Below are 19,202 nucleotides of genomic sequence, written 5' to 3' on the forward strand. Positions count from 1 at the left end.
TTCCTATTGTTTCGTCACAGGCGCAAATTTTGCTAACAAACGTTTAACACCAATTGGGCTTGGGAACGCAATATCTAATTCTTTTGCATCACCTTCACCTTTTACACTTACAACTGTACCGACTCCCCATTTTTGGTGGGAAGCTTTATCTCCTACTGCCCAGCCAATTTGTTCGCCGCCTGTCGTCTTAGCTGCAGGGCGCGCGAAAGCTGAACGAGAGCGTGTTGCTGTTGTGATTGTCGTTTTGCCGCTACTTGCCGTTCTGCCTTTTGTACCAAACGATGTTTCACGCTTCGGCGCTGTTTCATTTAATGATTCCACTAGTTCTGTCGGGATTTCTGTAATAAATCGAGACGCAGCGTTCATACTTGTTCTACCAAATAATGTACGCATTTGCGCGTTAGATAAATATAGCTCTTCTTCTGCACGAGTAATACCTACATAAGCAAGACGACGTTCTTCTTGCATTTCATCCTCTTCCATAAGAGAACGAGTATGAGGGAATATCCCTTCCTCTAAGCCAACAATAAAGACAACCGGGAACTCTAATCCTTTCGCCGAGTGCATCGTCATTAAAATAACTTCTTCACCAGCAGTTGGGTCTTCATCTACACGATCAATATCAGCAACAAGTGCTAAATCTGTTAAGAATGCAACAAGGCTCTTATCTTCGCTTTGAGATTCAAATGTTTGCGTAACAGATAAGAACTCGTCTAAGTTTTCTAAACGACCTTCCGCTTCTAAAGAACGTTCATTTTTCAACATATCGCGATAGCCTGTTTTTTCAATAACTTCTTCTACTAATTCTGTAACAGATAAATACTCTTGCATATTTACCCAGTTATTTAATAAATTCGCGAATTCTTTTACTGCCTTTGTAATTTTTGCACTTACTCCAACATGCTCAATCTCATCAAATACAGCAGTTAATGAAATTCCATTTTGCACACCGTAATTAATAATTTTATCGATAGAAGTCGCACCAATGCCACGCTTTGGCACATTTATAATACGTGCAAAACTAATTTCATCATCTGGATTACCGATTAAACGTAAGTACGCCAAAATATCTTTAATCTCTTTACGATCGTAGAACTTCGTACCCCCGACAATTTTATACGGAATGTTAGATTTAAGGAAAATCTCCTCGACCATACGAGACTGAGCATTCGTACGATATAGCACTGCAAAATCAGTATATTTTCGTTTCCCCATTTGAATATCGTCACGAATTTTTTTTGCAACAAAATACGCTTCGTCCTTTTCAGTTGCAGCACGATAATACGAGATTTTACTTCCAACTTGATTGTCTGTCCATAATTTCTTCGGCTTACGATTCGTGTTTTTTTCAATAACAGCATTCGCTGCATTTAAAATATTTTGTGACGAACGATAGTTTTGTTCTAACAGAATTACTTGTGCATTCTCATAGTCTTTTTCGAATGACAAAATGTTAGAAATATCTGCACCACGCCAGCGATAAATAGACTGGTCAGAGTCACCCACAACACAAAGATTTTTAAAACGCGCTGCCAAATGTTTAACAAGAAGATATTGCGCTTTGTTCGTATCTTGATACTCATCAACATGAATATATTGGAACTTACGCTGATAAAACTCTAATACTTCTGGAACACGTTCAAATAGCTGAATCGTCGTCATAATTAAATCATCAAAGTCTAATGAATTATTTTTCAAAAGACGTTTTTGATACTCTGTGTATACATCGCTCGTTAATTTTTCATATGGATCAGCCATTGTAATTTTTTTTGCATATTTATCCGCAGATAACAGTTCATTTTTCGCATTACTAATACCCGCTAAAATAGAGCGCGGCTCAAATTTCTTCGGATCAACATTGCGCTCTTTCATAATTTTTTTGACTACAGTTAGCTGATCACCTGAATCTAAGATTGTAAAGTTACGATTAATACCAATACGATCGATATCGCGTCGTAAAATACGTACACACATAGAGTGGAACGTCGAAATCCAAATATCTTCTGCTTCTGGTCCCACAAGTGTATCAATACGCTCACGCATTTCACGAGCTGCTTTATTTGTGAAGGTAATAGCTAGTACATTCCATGGTGCTACACCTTTTTCACCAAGTAAATACGCAATACGATGTGTTAACACACGTGTCTTACCACTACCTGCACCTGCCATTAATAGAAGTGGTCCATTCGTTGTTTGTACTGCTTTTTGTTGCTGTGGATTTAAACCGTTTAATAACTTATCTGTCATACTCATATACGCCTGCACCTACTCTCCTTTTACTGCTTTAACTGTTTTTAACGCCGATTTTATATCATCATAAATAATATTTCCAACAACTACTGTATCAGCATATTGTGCCATTTCTTTCGCCTGTTCTGCATTAGAAATACCACCGCCATAATATAACTTAGCTTGTTTCAATTCTGCTTTTACATTTTTAACAAGTTCAACATCTCCATACGTACCGCTATATTCTAAATAAAATATCGGTAAACGTAATAGCTTGTCTGCTAAACGAGCATATGCAATAACGTCATCTTCTGTTAAATCACATTTCGCTTCTGTAAGCTGGGCTACTTTCGCTTCTGGATTTAAAACACAATACCCTTCCATAAAAATTTCGTCCCAGTCCATAATATCCCCAAATTCTTTCAATGCCTCATGATGAACACCTGTTACCCATTCTACTTTTCGGCTATTTAAAACACTTGGGATGTAATAAAAATCAAATCCTGGTGTAATTGCTTCTACATCAGAAACCTCTAATACACAAGGAACTGCATATCTACGAATGCTAACTAGCATGTGTAATACGTTATCAATTGTAACTCCATCACTTCCGCCTACAATAACCGCATCAGTTCCAGACTCACAAATCATTTCTAAATGTTCATCGCTTAACTCCTTATTTGGATCAAGCTTAAATACATGTTTCCATCCGGAAATATCGTACATGAAAACACCCTTCCTTTTCTCTAGTTATATATATTTCTGTTCAAAATAACAGTTTATTTTCATCATTATTGTTTTAACTTCATCTTAAATATTTGTTTAAAACGGAGAATTAAGTTTGGAATTACCTCTTCCATATTTTTTAAACTAGAGGATTTAATTTTGAAGTTCCTTTTATGCATTCTTTCATTATAACAAAAAAAGTTACTTACACACACGCACAATCCAACATCTTTTTCCACGTCAAATGTTGGATTACATATCCCAAAAATCAAACGGGATACTAATAAAAGAAATAGTATTATCTATTTCAACTTTCATAAAAAGGAGTGTTTTTCTAATGAAGCAAAATATCGGGACAATAAACGCTCTAATTCGAATTACACTTGGGCTCGTCCTCTTCGGATGTAGTGCAACTAAACTTGTACGCAAGCCGTGGTGCACTTGGTCTAACATTTTTCTATGGATTGGTGCAATGAAAGTTGCAGAAGGAATTGTTCGTTTCTGCCCTGTTGTTGAAATGTGGAAATTCGGAAAATACATGAATATGGGGGCATTTAAAATGCCTAGCATGAATTTTGGTGAAAAAGGACATGCTAAAGAAGAAGTGAATCAAACTTCCACTCATGACAAGCCAGAGTCAAAAGGAAGTTATGACGCTTCTGACAAAGAGATTGAGTCAGCGATTGAAGATATAATCCTGGCAAAACCGCTTTGAATCATTTGTCACGATGCAAGATGCTCTCAAAGGGACTTAGCTGCTGCAGTGGGCGGTTAAGTCTTCTTTATTTTACCATAAAACAGAACGTATATTCTCTTTTTGAACCTTAAAATGTATATAAAAGATATCAACCAATAAAATTCAGAAAATTAGATGCATACCTCTTGCTTAAAATGATATAAAAGTGATATCATTTTTATATCAGGAGGCGATCATATGAAAGAAAAACAAGTATTTTATGTAAATGGTTTTCTCGGTATTATTGGAATTTTGATTTTAGCTGCTATCGGTGTATTTTTCCTTGCACAAGAAATTTTCATAGGAGCGGCACTAACTATTATATTAGCCGCAGTTCTCGCTACAGGTATCGGTATTGTTCAACCGAATCAAGCGAAGGTTATTACGTTCTTCGGTAATTATTTAGGAACAATTCGTCAAAACGGTTTATTTTTAACGATTCCGTTCGCATTCCGTCAAACTGTATCTTTACGTGTTGAAAACTTTAACAGTAAAAAATTAAAAGTAAATGACGTTGATGGAAATCCAATTGAAATTGCAGCTGTTATCGTATATAAAGTTGTTGATTCTGCAAAAGCAATGTTTGGTGTTGAACATTATGATCGATTTGTAGAAATTCAAAGCGAAACGGCAATCCGCCATGTTGCAACAAAATATCCTTATGACAATTTCCAAGATGAAACCTGCGTTACGTTACGCGGAAATACTGAAGAAATCTCTGAAGAATTAAAACGTGAGTTAGAGGCGCGTCTTGAAATTGCTGGTGTAGAAGTATTAGAAACTCGTTTAACGCACTTAGCTTACGCAACAGAAATTGCCCATGCAATGCTACAACGCCAGCAAGCAAAAGCAGTATTAGCTGCTAGAAAAGAAATTGTTGAAGGTGCTGTGAAGATGGCGAAAGATTCCATCCATATGTTAGATGAAGAAGGCGTACTAGAACTCGATGACGAGCGTAAAGCAAATATGGTAAACAACTTATTAGTTGCCATCGTTTCAGATAAAGGTGCGCAGCCAGTTATTAATACAGGAAGCCTATACTAAGGGCTATAAGTAATTATGGCTAAAAAGAAAAGCTTTCCATTACGTATTGATCCTGAATTACACGCAGTCATCGAAAAATGGGCAAATGATGAATTTCGTAGCGTCAATGCACACATCGAGTATTTACTTCGAGAAATGGCAAAGCAAAAAGGGAAATTAAAAAAAGATAAAGATGCATAAAAAATCCCGCTGATTCCTCAGCGGGATTTTTACATATTAACTTTTCGTCATCTCATGCCCAATTGCACGATATCCTATATCACTTCGATAAAATAGACCATCACTCTCAATTTTACCGATTTCTTTATATACTTTATCTTTTGCTTCTTGTAAACTATTTGCCTTACAAGCAACAAATAATACACGGCCACCGTTCGTTACAAAGTCCCCATGTTTCATTGCTGTACCTGCATGGAAAACAATCACATCTTGCAGTGCATCTAGTCCGCTAATAATATCACCTTTTTTATATGCTTCTGGATATCCTTTAGAAGCAAGTACAACACCGATTACCGCTTCTTCTGACCATTGTAACGTTAGTTCACTTTCATCTAATACAGCGTTACATACATCAACTAAATCGTTTTCTAATCGAGGTAATACAACTTCTGTTTCAGGATCACCGAAGCGTGCATTAAATTCAATTACCTTCGGACCATCATTTGTTAAAATAAGACCTGCGTATAAAATACCTGTAAACGAACGGTTTTCTTCAATCATCGCCTTAGCAGTTGGATGCAATACGGTTTGAATCGCTTCTTGAACTGCTGTTTCTGGAATTTGTGGTACTGGAGAATATGCACCCATTCCGCCCGTATTTGGACCTTTATCACCATCAAAAGCTCTTTTATGATCTTGGGCGATTATCATTGGATGTACAGTTGTTCCATTCACGAATGCCATTAATGAAAATTCTTGTCCATCTAAAAACTCTTCAATAACGACCTTCTTACTTGCCACGCCGAATTTCACATCTTGCAGCATTTCTTTCACAGCTTGTAATGCCTCTTCAAGCGTCATCGCTACCGTTACACCTTTACCAGCAGCTAGGCCGTCAGCTTTAATAACGATTGGTGCACCAACTTTTTGAATGTACTGTACTGCTTCTTCATAATCTGTAAAAGTTTCGTACGCCGCAGTTGGAATATCATACTTTTTCATAAGCTCTTTTGTAAAAGCTTTACTACCTTCAATAACAGCAGCCGCTTTATTCGGACCAAATACGCGAAGTCCCTCTTCTTTAAAACGATCAACAATTCCATTCATAAGCGGAATTTCTGGTCCAACGAAAGTTAACTCAACATTATTCTCTTTTGCAAATAAAACTAATGCATCAAAATCATTTTCATCAATATCAACTGGTGTTGCAACATCTCTCATACCTTCATTACCTGGTGCTACATATACCTTTTCTACTTTTTCAGATTGTGCAAACTTCCAAGCTAAAGCATGCTCACGCCCACCGCGGCCAATTACTAAAACATTCATATTTCATCCCCCAGTAATTAAATAAGTACAAACTAGAAGCTATGCTCCTAGTTTGCTTTTTCATATCAATAAAAGGTTATCTTAACCGGACTTTTTTAACATCCATATCAATAAAGGTTTAAAAAGGAGGATTAAGAGAACCAAGCAGGTCGAGGCGCATTTGCCAGGAGGACACGGAGTGTAGCTTTCCTACATGAGTACCGCACTGGCGATGCAACGACGACATGCGAAGGTTATCTTAACCGGACTTTTTAAACATCCTCTATTAGTGTTTGAAATGACGTACGCCAGTGAACACCATAGCAATCCCATAAGTATCTGCCACTTTAATAGAATCTTCATCACGGATTGATCCGCCCGGTTGAATGATTGCTGTAATTCCTGCTTTTGCTGCTTCTTCTAATGTATCTGGCATTGGGAAGAAAGCATCAGATGCAAGCGCGCTACCTTGTGCTTTTTCACCAGCTTGTGTAATTGCGATTTTTGCAGAACCTACACGGTTCATCTGTCCCGCACCGACACCAATTGTCATGTCATCTTTCGCTAAAACAATTGCGTTTGATTTCACATGCTTTACAACTTTCCAAGCTAGTTTTAAATCTTTCCATTCTTGCTCTGAAGGTTCACGTTTCGTTGGAATTGAAATTGTACTTTCATCTAATGATAACGTATCTTCCTCTTGAACGAGAAGTCCACCTTGTACAGAAGTTAGTTTTTTGCTTGCACTTGTCGCTTTTTCAATATTTATAGTTAATAAACGTAAGTTCTTCTTACTTTGCAACACTTCTAAAGCTTCTTGCGAGAACGAAGGTGCGATAACAATTTCTAAGAAAATTTCATGTAACTTTTCTGCTGTAGCTTTATCAATTTCACGATTTGCTGCAATAATACCGCCGAAGATTGATACTGGATCTGCTTCATAAGCACGAGTATATGCTTCGTGAATATTAGTTCCTACTCCAACACCACATGGATTCATATGCTTTACTGCTACTACTGCTGGTTCTGTAAATTCTTTTACGATGCTAAGCGCTGCGTCTGCATCATTAATATTGTTATACGATAATTCCTTACCGTGTAATTGTTCTGCGTATGCAACAGAAGACGTTGCTGCGAATGGCGCTTTATAGAAAGTTGCTTTTTGATGTGGGTTCTCGCCATAGCGTAAGTCTTGCTTTTTCTCAAATGTCACAGTTAATGTTTCTGGACTTTCTTCACCCATTTGCTCTGTTAAGTAGTTAGAAATTAACGCATCATACGCTGCTGTATGACGGAATACTTTCGCTGCTAGTTTACGTTTTGTTTCCTCTGCTACTTCACCGTTCTCTTTCAGTTCTGCTAACACAATATCATAATCTACTGGATCTACAATTACCGATACGAATTTATGATTTTTCGCAGCAGAGCGAATCATTGTCGGGCCACCGATATCAATATTTTCAATTGCATCAGCAAATGTTACATCAGGCTTAGCGATTGTTTCTTTAAATGGGTATAAGTTAACAACAACAAAGTCAATTGGCTCTATACCTAACTCATTCATTTGTGTTACATGTGTTTCATTATCACGAACTGCTAATAGACCACCATGAATATTTGGATGTAATGTTTTCACACGGCCATCCATAATTTCAGGGAAACCAGTTACTTCAGAAATGCCGATTACTTGTAAGCCATTTTCTTCTAGTAACTTTTTCGTACCACCTGTTGAAATAACTTCAATCCCTTGTTCTAGTAACCCTTTAACAAATTCTACTACTCCTGTTTTATCTGAAACACTTACTAATGCACGCTTTTTCATTTATCCTTCACCCCTGGTTGTATGTTAGTTAACAGTTGATTCTTTCACAGACTGAACAATTTGATTCACTGTATTTACGTATAATTTATGTTCAACTTGTTGAATTTTCTTTTGTAAGCTTTCTCTCGTATCCCCTTCAGAAACAACCACTGCTTCTTGTGCAATAATTGGCCCTGTATCCATACCTGCATCTACATAATGAATTGTTACTCCAGTTACTTTCACACCTGCTTCTAACGCTTGACCGACAGCATCTTTACCCGGAAAGCTCGGTAGTAATGATGGATGAATATTAATAATCTTCCCGCCGTATGCTTCTAGTAACGTCGGCCCGATTAAACGCATATATCCAGCTAAAATAACATAATCAATTTCATATTCTTCTAGCTTCTTTAATATCTCTTTTTCAAACGCTTCTTTTGACTCATATGCTTTCGCTGAAAAAGCAAAACACGGAATATGATGATAATTTGCCCGTCCAACAGCTCGTGCTTCTGGTTTATCACATACTAATAAACTAATTTCTGCATCCAATCTTTTTTCTTCTACCGCATTAACGAGAGATTGAAAGTTAGATCCACTTCCAGAAGCAAAAACTGCTAATCTACTCATAGTGCTGTGCCCCCATTAAAAGTAACGCCAGCTCCTTGTATAGTACGTCCAATAATACGAGCCATTTCTCCTTGCTCTTCAAGAAGACGAACAACATCTTTTGCATCTTCTTCCTTCACTGCTACTACCATACCAATACCCATGTTAAAAATATTGAACATTTCTTTCTCTTCCAGTTTTCCAACTTCTTGAAGCAAACTAAAGATCGGCTGAATTTCCCAAGATCCTAGTTCAATCTCAGCACCGATTCCTTCTGGCAACATGCGTGGAATATTTTCAATAAATCCACCACCTGTAATATGCGCCATACCGTATACTTCATGTTTCTTCAATAGTTCTAAAATAGGTTTGACATAAATTTTCGTTGGTTTTAATAATTCTTCACCAAGAGGTAGTTCTAAGCGGCCATAAATACGCTCTAAAGATAGTTCCCCATCTTCTAATAACACTTTTCGTACTAAAGAGTAACCATTGCTATGAATACCGCTAGATGCTAAGCCAATTAGCACGTGACCAGCTTCAATCTTTTCACCTGTTACAATTTTCTTTTTATCAACAATCCCAACTGTAAAACCAGCTAAATCATATTCTTCCGTAGAATACATTCCTGGCATTTCAGCTGTTTCTCCACCGATTAATGCACAACCAGCTTGGCGGCAGCCCTCTGATATGCCTTTGACGATGTTTTCAATTTTACTAGGTTCAGCTTTACCACAAGCAATATAATCAAGGAAGAAAAGCGGCTCTGCTCCTTGGACAACAATATCATTTACACACATTGCTACTGCATCAATACCAATTGTGTCATGTTTATCTGCCATAAAAGCGAGCATCAATTTCGTTCCCACGCCATCTGTTCCAGATACTAATACAGGTTCTTCTAATGCAAATTTTGATAGATCAAACATACCTCCAAAACCGCCTAAACCGCCTAGTACTTCTTTTCTCATAGTTGTTTGTACGTGTTTTTTCATGCGAGATACCGCTTCATATCCAGCTTCAATATCTACTCCTGCTTGCTTATATGCATTCGCCATCGTTATTTACACCTCGTCTTTTAATTTCTCCCCATCCAGGGCGGGCTATTTTAAGAAAGGATCTAGCTCCTACATCAAAAGAAGTAGAAGCTTTTCTCACTTTTCTTATTTCATACTTTCTAAAAGCTCTTGCTCATAATCATAAAGAGCTGTTGGATAGTCCCCATTAAAGTAAGCCATGCATAGGCCGCCATATTTCCCTTCATATGGACGTCCAATTGCATCTACTAATCCATCTTCACTTAAAAATGTTAAAGAATCTGCTCCGATCATTTCACGGATTTCTTCTACTGTATGATTTGCTGCAATTAATTCTTTTCTCGTTTGAATATCAATGCCATAGAAACATGGATATTTCAGAGGTGGTGAAGCAATTCTTACGTGAACTTCTGTCGCTCCAGCCTCACGAAGCATACGAACAATTCGTTTACTTGTCGTTCCTCTTACGATAGAGTCATCAATCATAACAACTCGTTTCCCTTCAACTACACCTCTTACTGCGGAAAGCTTCATCTTAACCCCTTGCTCGCGCAGTTCTTGAGAAGGTTGAATAAACGTACGTCCAACGTAACGATTTTTAATTAATCCTAACTCATATGGAATACCTGTCGCCTCCGCATAGCCAATCGCAGCTGAAATACTAGAGTCTGGTACACCAGTAACAACATCTGCTTCAATAGGAGCTTCTGCCGCTAAACGTTTCCCCATATTCTTACGTGCTGCATGGACGTTAACACCAGCAATATTTGAATCTGGGCGTGCAAAGTAAATGTATTCCATACTGCAAATTGCATGTTCTACATCATTTGTGAAACGATCCACGTGAATTCCTTCATCATTAATGACAAGTAATTCACCTGGTTCTACATCGCGAATGTATGTTGCACCTACTACATCAAAAGCACATGTTTCTGACGCTACAACGTAAGCATCCCCCATCTTTCCAATTGAAAGCGGACGGAACCCATTCGGATCTAATGCAACGATCATTTCATTTCCAGTTAGTAAAAGATACGCAAACGCACCTTTCACTTTATTTAAAGCCTCTTTTACACTTTCAATTAAAGAATCTTTCGTGCTACGTTTAATAAGATGTAAAAGTACTTCTGTATCTGAACTAGTTTGAAAAATACTGCCCTCTGCTTCTAATTCACGACGAAGCATTTTTGCATTAATTAAATTTCCGTTATGAGCTAACGCCATACTATGATCGGAAAAACGGAACAACAATGGTTGAACGTTAGCAACTTCACTTCCACCAGCTGTTGCATATCGTACATGTCCGATTGCTGATTTTCCATTTAATCCTTCTAGCTCACCTCTTGAAAACACTTCTGATATTAAACCTAACCCCTTGTGACCGACGATTTTTTCCCCATTATTTACGACAATGCCTGCGCCTTCTTGCCCACGGTGCTGTAAACTGTGCAATCCGTAGTATGAAACTTGTGCTGCATTTTCATGCCCCCAAATTCCGAAAACGCCACATTCTTCGTTTAACCCCTTTATTTCAGCAAGCATGGGATTGCCCCTTTCCAAGCCTTTCTCATTTCATCTACATTTGCTGTAAGTAATACTTCATTTTCTTCATTATGAATTGTTACTTCATTTGTACTTGTTACTTCTCCAACTTGGATTGCTTCTACCACTTTCTCAAACGCCTCTTTATTTTCACGTTTTACAGTTATCACGAAGCGAGACTGTGATTCAGCGAATAATGCTGCTGTTGCTTCTCCATCTAATTTCACAGTAGCACCTAAGCCTTTAGCACCAATTGCACTTTCTGAAATCGCAACTGCTAAACCACCTTCAGCAACATCATGTGCAGATTGAACAAGACCAGCTTGAATTGCTTCTAATACTTGCTTTTGGCGTTTTAATTCTACATCTAAATCGATACTTGGTGATTGACCGAAAATTTTGCCGTGAATCATTTTCTGTAATTCACTTCCGCCAAACTCAGCTTTCGTCTCACCAATTACATACACTAAATCACCAGCTTGCTTAAACTCTTGTGTTGTTACATGTTTTAAGTCATGCACAAGTCCGACCATCCCAACAGTTGGTGTTGGATATACAGCTTCACCACTACGCTCGTTATACATCGATACGTTTCCGCCGATAACTGGTGTTTGTAATGTGCGACAAGCTTCACTCATACCATCTACTGATTTCTCAATCTGCCAGAAGATTTCTGGTTTTTCTGGGTTACCGAAGTTTAAGCAATCTGTAATTGCAAGTGGCTCTCCGCCAGAACATACGATATTACGCGCTGCCTCTGCTACTGCAATTTTACCGCCCATCTCTGGGTCTAGATAAATGTAGCGAGAGTTACAATCTGTCGTCATTGCTAATCCTTTTTCTGTACCGCGTACACGTACAACTGCAGCATCTGAACCTGGCGTAACAACTGTGCTTGTGCGAACCTGGTAATCGTATTGATCGTATACCCACTCTTTACTTGCAATTGTTGGTTGCTGTAATAAAGCAAATAACGCGTCTTTATAATTTTCTACTTTTGGCGTTTCCATTTTCATTGCTTGGAATTCAGCAAAGTATGCTGCTTCTTTTGATGGCTTATGATAAATTGGTGCTTCTTCTGCTAAAGCATCTGCTGGAACTTCAGCTACCTTTTCACCTTTATGGAATAAACGAAGCATTTTATCTTCCGTTACTTTCCCCATCGTAACCGCTGCAAGACCATACTTCTCAAATAAATCTACTATCTCTTGTTCTCTACCTTTTTTCACGACAATTAACATACGCTCTTGTGATTCAGATAGCATCATTTCATATGGTGTCATTCCTGTTTCACGCTGTGGTACATCATCTAAGTACATTTCAATACCCATTCCTGCTTTACTTGCCATTTCTGCAGATGATGATGTTAAACCAGCCGCACCCATATCTTGAATTCCAACAAGTGCATCGGATTGAATTAATTCTAAACACGCTTCAATAAGAAGTTTTTCCATAAATGGATCCCCTACTTGAACCGCTGGACGTTTCGCTTCTGAGCTTTCAGATAGTTCTTCCGACGCGAATGTTGCACCGTGAATACCGTCACGACCAGTTGATGCTCCTACGTACATTACTGTGTTACCAGCACCGTGCGCTTGCCCCTTTTTAATGTCTTCGTGGTTAATCAAACCTACGCACATTGCATTTACAAGTGGATTTCCTTCATAACATGGATCAAATTGTACTTCGCCGCCAACAGTCGGAATACCGATGCAGTTACCGTATCCTGCAATTCCTGCTACTACTTCTTCGAATAAATATTTCACACGTGGTGACTGTAATTCACCGAAACGAAGTGAGTTTAATAGAGCTACCGGGCGTGCTCCCATAGAGAATACGTCACGAATAATACCACCAACACCTGTTGCAGCTCCTTGATATGGTTCAATAGCTGAAGGATGGTTATGACTTTCCATTTTAAATACAACTGCTTGATTATCACCGATATCTACAATTCCAGCACCTTCTCCAGGTCCTTGCAGAACGCGCTCACCTGTAGTTGGAAACTTACGAAGAACTGGTTTCGAATTTTTATAACTACAATGTTCAGACCACATTACAGAGAATAACCCTGTTTCTGTATAATTTGGCAGACGACCTAAAATCTTTTCAACCATGGCAAACTCTTCGTCTGTTAGCCCCATTTCCGCATATATACGCTCTTCTTTAATTTGTGTTGGATTTGGTTCAAGCATTAACGACATATGTTTCCCTCCACTGTTTTAAGATAGATTGAAAGACTTTTAACCCTTCAGCACCGCCAAGTAATTCATCTACCGCACGCTCTGGGTGTGGCATCATACCAAGTACATTTCCTTTTTCATTTACAATACCAGCAATATCTGAAACGCTACCGTTAGGGTTTTCTACGTAACGGAATGCGATTTGATTGTTCTCTTCTAATTGTTTAAGCGTCGCTTCATCACAATAGTAATTCCCCTCACCATGCGCGATTGGAATATTAATTACTTCATCTTTTCCATATTGCGATGTAAACATCGTTTCATTATTTTCAACACGCAACTGAACAGTGCGACACATAAATTTTAAGTTTTCGTTTCTCATTAACGCTCCTGGTAGTAATCCTGATTCAACAAGAATCTGGAATCCATTACATACACCTAAAATCGGCTTTCCTTGCTCAGCAGCTTTTTGCACTGCTTTCATTGCATTAGCAAAGCGAGAGATAGCACCGCAGCGTAAGTAGTCACCATAAGAAAATCCACCTGGTAGTAGAATTGCATCATATTCATCTAAATTCTCTGTATCGTGCCAAACGTAATCTACTTCTTCGCCAAGCTCATCTTTAATTGCATGGAACATATCGACATCACAGTTCGAACCCGGAAATACTATTACGGCAAATTTCACTGTGCGACAACCTCCTCAACTTCATAACGGAAGTCTTCCATTACAACGTTCGCTAATAGTTTTTCACACATTTCCTTTACCTTGCTATCTAAATCAGATACAGATTTATCAATTGTTAGTTCCATGTACTTTCCGATTCGAACATCTTGTACTTCTGTGAATGAAAGACTATGAAGTGCTCCTTTTACTGCTGTTCCTTGTGGATCTAATACGCTTTCTCTTAATGTTACATATACCTTAACTTTATACATGTGAAATTCCCCCTAAACGTTTTAAAATCTCTTCATAAGCATCTGTTAAATTTCCAAGATCGCGACGGAATACGTCTTTATCAAACTTTTCATTGCTCGTTTCATCCCATAAACGGCAAGTATCTGGTGAAATTTCATCCGCTAAAATGATTTCTCCTTCTTCCGTTACACCAAACTCTAATTTGAAATCTACTAATCTTACACGACAGCTTGCGAAATGATCAATCAACACTTGATTGATTTGTAGAGCCATATCTCGTAATACGCTTACTTGCTCTGGTGATGCAACGTTTAATACACGAATATGATCTTCCGTTACAAGCGGATCTCCTAAATCATCATCTTTGAAGTAAAATTCTACGATTGGTTCTGCAAGTACAGTTCCCTCTTCCATTCCTAATCGTTTTGAAAGACTTCCTGCAATTACATTTCTTGTGACAACTTCTAAAGGAATAATACTCACTTTTTTAACAAGTTGTTCTGTTTCAGATAACTTCTCAACAAAATGTGTTTTAATTCCCACTTCTTGTAACTTTCTGAACAATAAAGTTGTAATTTCATTGTTCAAACGACCTTTCCCTGTAATCGTCTCTTTTTTCTCCCCATTGAAAGCAGTCGCACTATCTTTGTACTCTACCCAAACCATATCTGCTGATTCTGTACGATAAATTCTTTTTGCCTTACCTTCATACAGCAATTCTAGCTTTTGCATTTCGCAAGCCCCCTGTAGTTTGAAAAATGTGAATAATGTTTTTATAAAGAATGGCACAGAATGACTCTATTCTGTGCCATATGAAATTTTACGCTTCGTTTAATCCAAGGCGTTCAAAGATTGTATCAACGTGTTGCATATGATGCTCATAGTTGAAGCATTCATTAATTTCTTCTTGTGTTAACTTGCTTGTAATACGCTCATCAGCTTCTACAAGCTCTTTAAATTGTACTTGTGTTTCCCAAGCTTCCATCGCTTTAGGCTGTACGATATCATAAGCTTCTTCACGTACCATACCTTTGTCGATTAGTGTAAGCATTACGCGCTGAGAATAAATTAAGCCGTATGTTCTTGTCATATTGCGTTTCATATTCTCTGGGTATACAGTTAAGTTTTTAACGATATTACCAAAGCGATTTAACATGTAATTTAACGCGATTGTAGCATCTGGTAAAATTACGCGTTCTGCCGAAGAGTGAGAAATGTCACGCTCATGCCATAATGGAACATTTTCGTAAGCCGTCATCATATAACCGCGGATAACACGAGCTAAACCAGTCATATTTTCAGAACCAATTGGATTACGTTTATGTGGCATTGCAGAAGAACCTTTTTGACCTTTTGCGAAAGCTTCTTCAACTTCACGTGTTTCACTCTTTTGTAAACCACGAATCTCAACTGCCATCTTTTCGATAGATGTTGCAATTAGTGCAAGTGTTGACATGTAGTGTGCGTGACGATCACGTTGCAATGTTTGTGTTGAAATTGGTGCTGCTTCTAATCCTAAGTTTTCACAAACATATTTTTCTACGAATGGATCGATATTTGCATATGTACCAACCGCACCAGATAGTTTACCAACACGAACTGTATCAGCAGCTTGTTTGAAACGCTCTACGTTACGTTTCATTTCTTCATACCAAAGACCAAGTTTTAAACCAAATGTTGTTGGTTCTGCATGAACACCATGTGTTCTTCCCATCATGATTGTGTATTTATGCTCTTTCGCTTTGTTAGCTAAAATGCTTACAAAGTTCTCTAAGTCTTTTAATATAATTTCATTCGCTTGTTTTAAGATGTAAGATAATGCTGTATCCACTACGTCTGTAGATGTTAAACCGTAATGAACCCATTTACGTTCCTCACCTAATGCTGGCGTTTCTGATACAGCACGAGTAAATGCAACTACGTCATGACGTGTTTCTTTTTCAATTTCATAAATACGATCAATATCAAATGATGCATGCTCACGAATTTTCTTAACATCTTCTTTTGGAATATCGCCAAGCTCAGCCCATGCTTCACAAGCTAAAATCTCAACTTCTAACCATGCTTTAAATTTGTTCTCTTCCGTCCAAATTGCACCCATTTCTGGGCGTGTATAACGACTAATCATCTTTTTCCCTCCAACAGTTGTTCTTGATGGTCCCAAATATGCAAACTCTTCGCTTTTTCTAGAGCGACTTCAATATTATCATTTAAAATATTAACATGCCCCATTTTTCGCTGTGCTTTTGCTTCTTCTTTTCCATACAAGTGTAAATAGCACCCGGTTAATCTATTCACTTGTCTTAGGACCCCTTCTATATGTTCGCCTAAAATGTTTACCATGACAACTGGTTTTAACAAATTTGTTTCTCCTAGAGGTAAATTACAGATTGCTCGAATATGTTGACCAAATTGACTCGTCTCACATGCATCCTGTGTATAGTGTCCTGAATTGTGAGGTCTTGGCGCTAATTCATTAATATAAATCTCACCATTATCTGTAGCAAACATCTCTACAGCTAGTGTTCCCACAAGTTCTAATTCATCCGCAAGTACCTTTGCATAAGCAATTGCTTTTTGAGAAAGCTCTTCTGTAATGCGAGCTGGAACGATAGATTCATGTAAAATGTTATTTACATGAATATTTTCTGCTACTGGAAACACTTTTGTTTCACCACTTACACTACGAATCACAATAACTGATACTTCTTTTTCAAAAGGCACCCATTTCTCTAAAATACATTCTGCTTTATCCACAAGATTTCTTGCTGTCTCAACATCAGCTTCACTTCTTAAAACAACTTGTCCTTTCCCATCATATCCACCTGTCGTCGTTTTTAAGACGGAAGGGAATGATAACTCAGCAATTGCTTCTGTAAGCTGATCTTGATTTTGAACTAATCTATACGTTGCTACTGGTAACCCAGCCTTCTCAATCGCATTCTTTTCTGTAAAACGATTTTGCGTTGTATTTAACAACTGACTACCTTGTGGTAAGTACGCATGTTTTTCAAGCCATTGTAAACATCTATAATCAATATTCTCAAATTCATATGTGACAACATCACTTATCTCTGCTAAATGCTGAATTGCTTTTAAATCATCATATGGTGCAACAATTTCAATATCAGCAACTTGTGCACATGGTGAATGCTTTGTAGGATCTAAAACAGCAATTTTATATCCCATTTCCTTAGCTGCCAATGCCATCATTCTTCCTAGCTGGCCGCCTCCAATAATACCGATTGTTTTTCCAGGTAAAATGATCCTCGTCATACTAGCTCACTACCTTCACGCACATCTTTTTCAATCGCTTCTCGTCTCAATTCTAATGCATCATGTATATCATCATGGAATGATCCAAGTATTTGTGCGGCAAGTAATCCAGCATTCGTTGAACCGGCTTTACCAATTGCAACAGTTGCAACTGGAACACCTCCTGGCATTTGGACGATGGATAATAATGAATCTAAGCCTTTTAATGCTTTTGATTGAACTGGAACTCCAATTACAGGAAGATTTGTCTTCGCTGCAACCATTCCTGGTAAATGTGCTGCTCCACCAGCTCCAGCAATAATAACTTTCAATCCACGTTCACGAGCCGTCTCTGCATATTCAAACATATAATCCGGAGTCCGATGAGCGGATACAACTTTTTTCTCATACGGTATATTTAATTCATCTAAAATGTCACAAGCATATTTCATTGTTTCCCAGTCTGACGTGCTTCCCATTATGACTCCAACTAGTGATTTCATATTAGAATCCCCCCGATTCAAATAAAAAAAGCCTGAAATAGAACAGTTTCTCTTTTACTATGAGAGAAAGCGCTCTACTCAGGCATACGTATCCCTTGTGAATAGAAAAATACCGAGTGACTTTCCCTCATAGTCTAACGAATAACGGTCGTTAGGTAGAGACTTGCAGGCCATATCCCCGCGATTATATGAGGTCTTATATTATTGTTTCTATGGTTATATTAACAATATTTCATAAACAATGTCAATAAATAATCGAATGTTTTTTTATTAGTAGTCAATAACGTTCGTGTTTTAGTTATATTCAAAAGAAGAATTGCAACTATATGCAAGAAGAAAAGGGAATTAGAATATATATTTCTAGAGATCTATTTTACGTATAATCGTTTAAATGGCACTTCAGTATGTTTTAAATCAAAATATATACACTCTTGTATTATTATAACGATTTAATTTCTAAAGAGGATAACTGTTAAAGAAAGAACTATGCTATTATCCTATTTATTTTTCTCTATTGCAGTAATTTCTGTAATTATTAAATACTTATTTATAGCATCTCATTATTTAAAATATATACTTATGATAGTAATAATTTGTCCTATTTTAAGTATTACTTTAGTGGCATTAGGAAAATCAGGAACACAAAAAATCATTGCTATTATTTTAAACAGTCTCTATTTCATTCTTTTTTCGTCTTTAGCTTTATTAAATTTATGGATTATAGCCTTCGGTAAATAAAAATAAACACAAAAAAACCTAAGTCAAAATGACTTAGGTTTTTGCTTGGCGACGTCCTACTCTCACAGGGACAAGGTCCCAACTACCATCGGCGCTAGAGAGCTTAACTTCCGTGTTCGGTATGGGAACGGGTGTGACCTCTCTGCCATCATCACCAAACTATGAAGGCATATTCCTTCAAAACTAGATAACATTGCTACATATTATATGGTTAAGTCCTCGATCTATTAGTATTCGTCAGCTCCACATGTCACCATGCTTCCACCTCGAACCTATCAACCTGATCATCTTTCAGGGATCTTACTAGCTTACGCTATGGGAAATCTCATCTTGAGGGGGGCTTCATGCTTAGATGCTTTCAGCACTTATCCCTTCCGCACATAGCTACCCAGCTATGCCCTTGGCAGAAC

The 19,202-nt window shown here is 37.7% G+C and carries 18 protein-coding genes, 2 rRNA genes and 1 riboswitch (1 of these 21 only partly in view); of the genes, 4 read left to right on the plus strand and 16 right to left on the minus strand.

Annotated elements, in window-relative coordinates:
* Positions 1-3 precede the first annotated feature (3 nt).
* On the minus strand, positions 4-2,253 hold the full coding sequence (gene pcrA / locus B9A45_RS28715; protein ID WP_002100669.1) for a DNA helicase PcrA: 2,250 nt from the start codon (positions 2,251-2,253) through the stop codon (positions 4-6).
* Positions 2,254-2,265: 12 nt separating this feature from the next.
* Complete coding sequence (locus tag B9A45_RS28720; RefSeq protein ID WP_000272102.1) at positions 2,266-2,955, minus strand: heptaprenylglyceryl phosphate synthase; 690 nt, start codon at positions 2,953-2,955, stop codon at positions 2,266-2,268.
* A gap of 337 nt (positions 2,956-3,292) precedes the next feature.
* Here B9A45_RS28720 and B9A45_RS28730 point away from each other — a divergent pair, with 337 nt between their 5' ends.
* From B9A45_RS28730 to B9A45_RS28740, 3 genes are all read left to right on the plus strand, one after another.
* A complete protein-coding gene (locus B9A45_RS28730) occupies positions 3,293-3,670 on the plus strand; it encodes a YgaP family membrane protein (protein WP_000812348.1) in 378 nt (125 codons plus the stop codon).
* A 219-nt stretch (positions 3,671-3,889) separates the two neighbouring features.
* Entirely contained in the window at positions 3,890-4,735 is an 846-nt protein-coding gene (locus B9A45_RS28735; protein WP_000660669.1) for an SPFH domain-containing protein, read from the plus strand.
* Between the two features lie 15 nt (positions 4,736-4,750).
* Complete coding sequence (locus B9A45_RS28740; protein ID WP_001085171.1) at positions 4,751-4,915, plus strand: type II toxin-antitoxin system antitoxin; 165 nt, start codon at positions 4,751-4,753, stop codon at positions 4,913-4,915.
* 36 nt (positions 4,916-4,951) lie between these two features.
* Here B9A45_RS28740 and purD read toward each other — a convergent pair whose 3' ends face one another.
* The 12 genes from purD to purE form a co-directional block, all read right to left on the minus strand.
* Complete coding sequence (purD, locus tag B9A45_RS28745) at positions 4,952-6,223, minus strand: phosphoribosylamine--glycine ligase (protein WP_084065573.1); 1,272 nt, start codon at positions 6,221-6,223, stop codon at positions 4,952-4,954.
* 265 nt (positions 6,224-6,488) lie between these two features.
* A complete protein-coding gene (gene purH, locus B9A45_RS28750; RefSeq protein ID WP_000745434.1) occupies positions 6,489-8,024 on the minus strand; it encodes a bifunctional phosphoribosylaminoimidazolecarboxamide formyltransferase/IMP cyclohydrolase in 1,536 nt (511 codons plus the stop codon).
* Between the two features lie 24 nt (positions 8,025-8,048).
* On the minus strand, positions 8,049-8,636 hold the full coding sequence (gene purN / locus B9A45_RS28755) for a phosphoribosylglycinamide formyltransferase (protein ID WP_000088589.1): 588 nt from the start codon (positions 8,634-8,636) through the stop codon (positions 8,049-8,051).
* Complete coding sequence (gene purM, locus B9A45_RS28760) at positions 8,633-9,673, minus strand: phosphoribosylformylglycinamidine cyclo-ligase (protein WP_001262439.1); 1,041 nt, start codon at positions 9,671-9,673, stop codon at positions 8,633-8,635. The genes purN and purM overlap by 4 nt, the downstream gene beginning before the upstream one ends.
* Before the next feature lie 105 nt (positions 9,674-9,778).
* Positions 9,779-11,194 carry an amidophosphoribosyltransferase gene (gene purF, locus B9A45_RS28765; RefSeq protein WP_000879032.1) on the minus strand — a complete coding sequence of 472 codons (1,416 nt, stop codon included), beginning with the start codon at positions 11,192-11,194 and terminating at the stop codon, positions 9,779-9,781.
* A complete protein-coding gene (purL, locus tag B9A45_RS28770) occupies positions 11,179-13,398 on the minus strand; it encodes a phosphoribosylformylglycinamidine synthase II (protein ID WP_016111304.1) in 2,220 nt (739 codons plus the stop codon). The genes purF and purL overlap by 16 nt, the downstream gene beginning before the upstream one ends.
* Complete coding sequence (purQ, locus tag B9A45_RS28775) at positions 13,382-14,065, minus strand: phosphoribosylformylglycinamidine synthase subunit PurQ (protein WP_000666787.1); 684 nt, start codon at positions 14,063-14,065, stop codon at positions 13,382-13,384. The genes purL and purQ overlap by 17 nt, the downstream gene beginning before the upstream one ends.
* Positions 14,062-14,316 (minus strand): phosphoribosylformylglycinamidine synthase subunit PurS, encoded by a 255-nt coding sequence (purS, locus tag B9A45_RS28780; RefSeq protein WP_000278823.1) that lies wholly within the window; start codon positions 14,314-14,316, stop codon positions 14,062-14,064. The genes purQ and purS overlap by 4 nt, the downstream gene beginning before the upstream one ends.
* A complete protein-coding gene (gene purC / locus B9A45_RS28785) occupies positions 14,309-15,028 on the minus strand; it encodes a phosphoribosylaminoimidazolesuccinocarboxamide synthase (RefSeq protein WP_001170544.1) in 720 nt (239 codons plus the stop codon). Before purC ends, purS begins: the two co-directional genes overlap by 8 nt.
* An 88-nt stretch (positions 15,029-15,116) precedes the next feature.
* Positions 15,117-16,424 (minus strand): adenylosuccinate lyase, encoded by a 1,308-nt coding sequence (gene purB / locus B9A45_RS28790; RefSeq protein WP_000625682.1) that lies wholly within the window; start codon positions 16,422-16,424, stop codon positions 15,117-15,119.
* Positions 16,421-17,572 (minus strand): 5-(carboxyamino)imidazole ribonucleotide synthase, encoded by a 1,152-nt coding sequence (purK, locus tag B9A45_RS28795; protein WP_000196770.1) that lies wholly within the window; start codon positions 17,570-17,572, stop codon positions 16,421-16,423. Before purK ends, purB begins: the two co-directional genes overlap by 4 nt.
* Positions 17,569-18,054: a 5-(carboxyamino)imidazole ribonucleotide mutase gene (purE, locus tag B9A45_RS28800; RefSeq protein ID WP_000839364.1), complete on the minus strand. Its 486-nt coding sequence runs from the start codon at positions 18,052-18,054 to the stop codon at positions 17,569-17,571. The genes purK and purE overlap by 4 nt, the downstream gene beginning before the upstream one ends.
* A 110-nt stretch (positions 18,055-18,164) precedes the next feature.
* Positions 18,165-18,266, minus strand: a riboswitch (purine riboswitch).
* 274 nt (positions 18,267-18,540) lie between these two features.
* Here purE and B9A45_RS32975 point away from each other — a divergent pair.
* The gene (locus B9A45_RS32975; RefSeq protein WP_000927502.1) at positions 18,541-18,792 is read left to right on the plus strand and encodes a hypothetical protein; all 252 of its coding nucleotides are present in this window, start codon (positions 18,541-18,543) and stop codon (positions 18,790-18,792) included.
* Positions 18,793-18,835: 43 nt separating this feature from the next.
* On the opposite strand, the gene rrf is transcribed toward B9A45_RS32975, so the two are convergent.
* Both rrf and B9A45_RS28815 read right to left on the minus strand, forming a co-directional pair.
* Positions 18,836-18,951: ribosomal RNA gene (gene rrf, locus B9A45_RS28810) — 5S ribosomal RNA — on the minus strand.
* A 48-nt stretch (positions 18,952-18,999) separates the two neighbouring features.
* Positions 19,000-19,202, minus strand: a 23S ribosomal RNA gene (locus tag B9A45_RS28815) (it continues 2,719 nt past the right edge of the window).

Source organism: Bacillus sp. JKS001846, assembly GCF_900176455.1.
Classification (GTDB): domain Bacteria; phylum Bacillota; class Bacilli; order Bacillales; family Bacillaceae_G; genus Bacillus_A; species Bacillus_A cereus.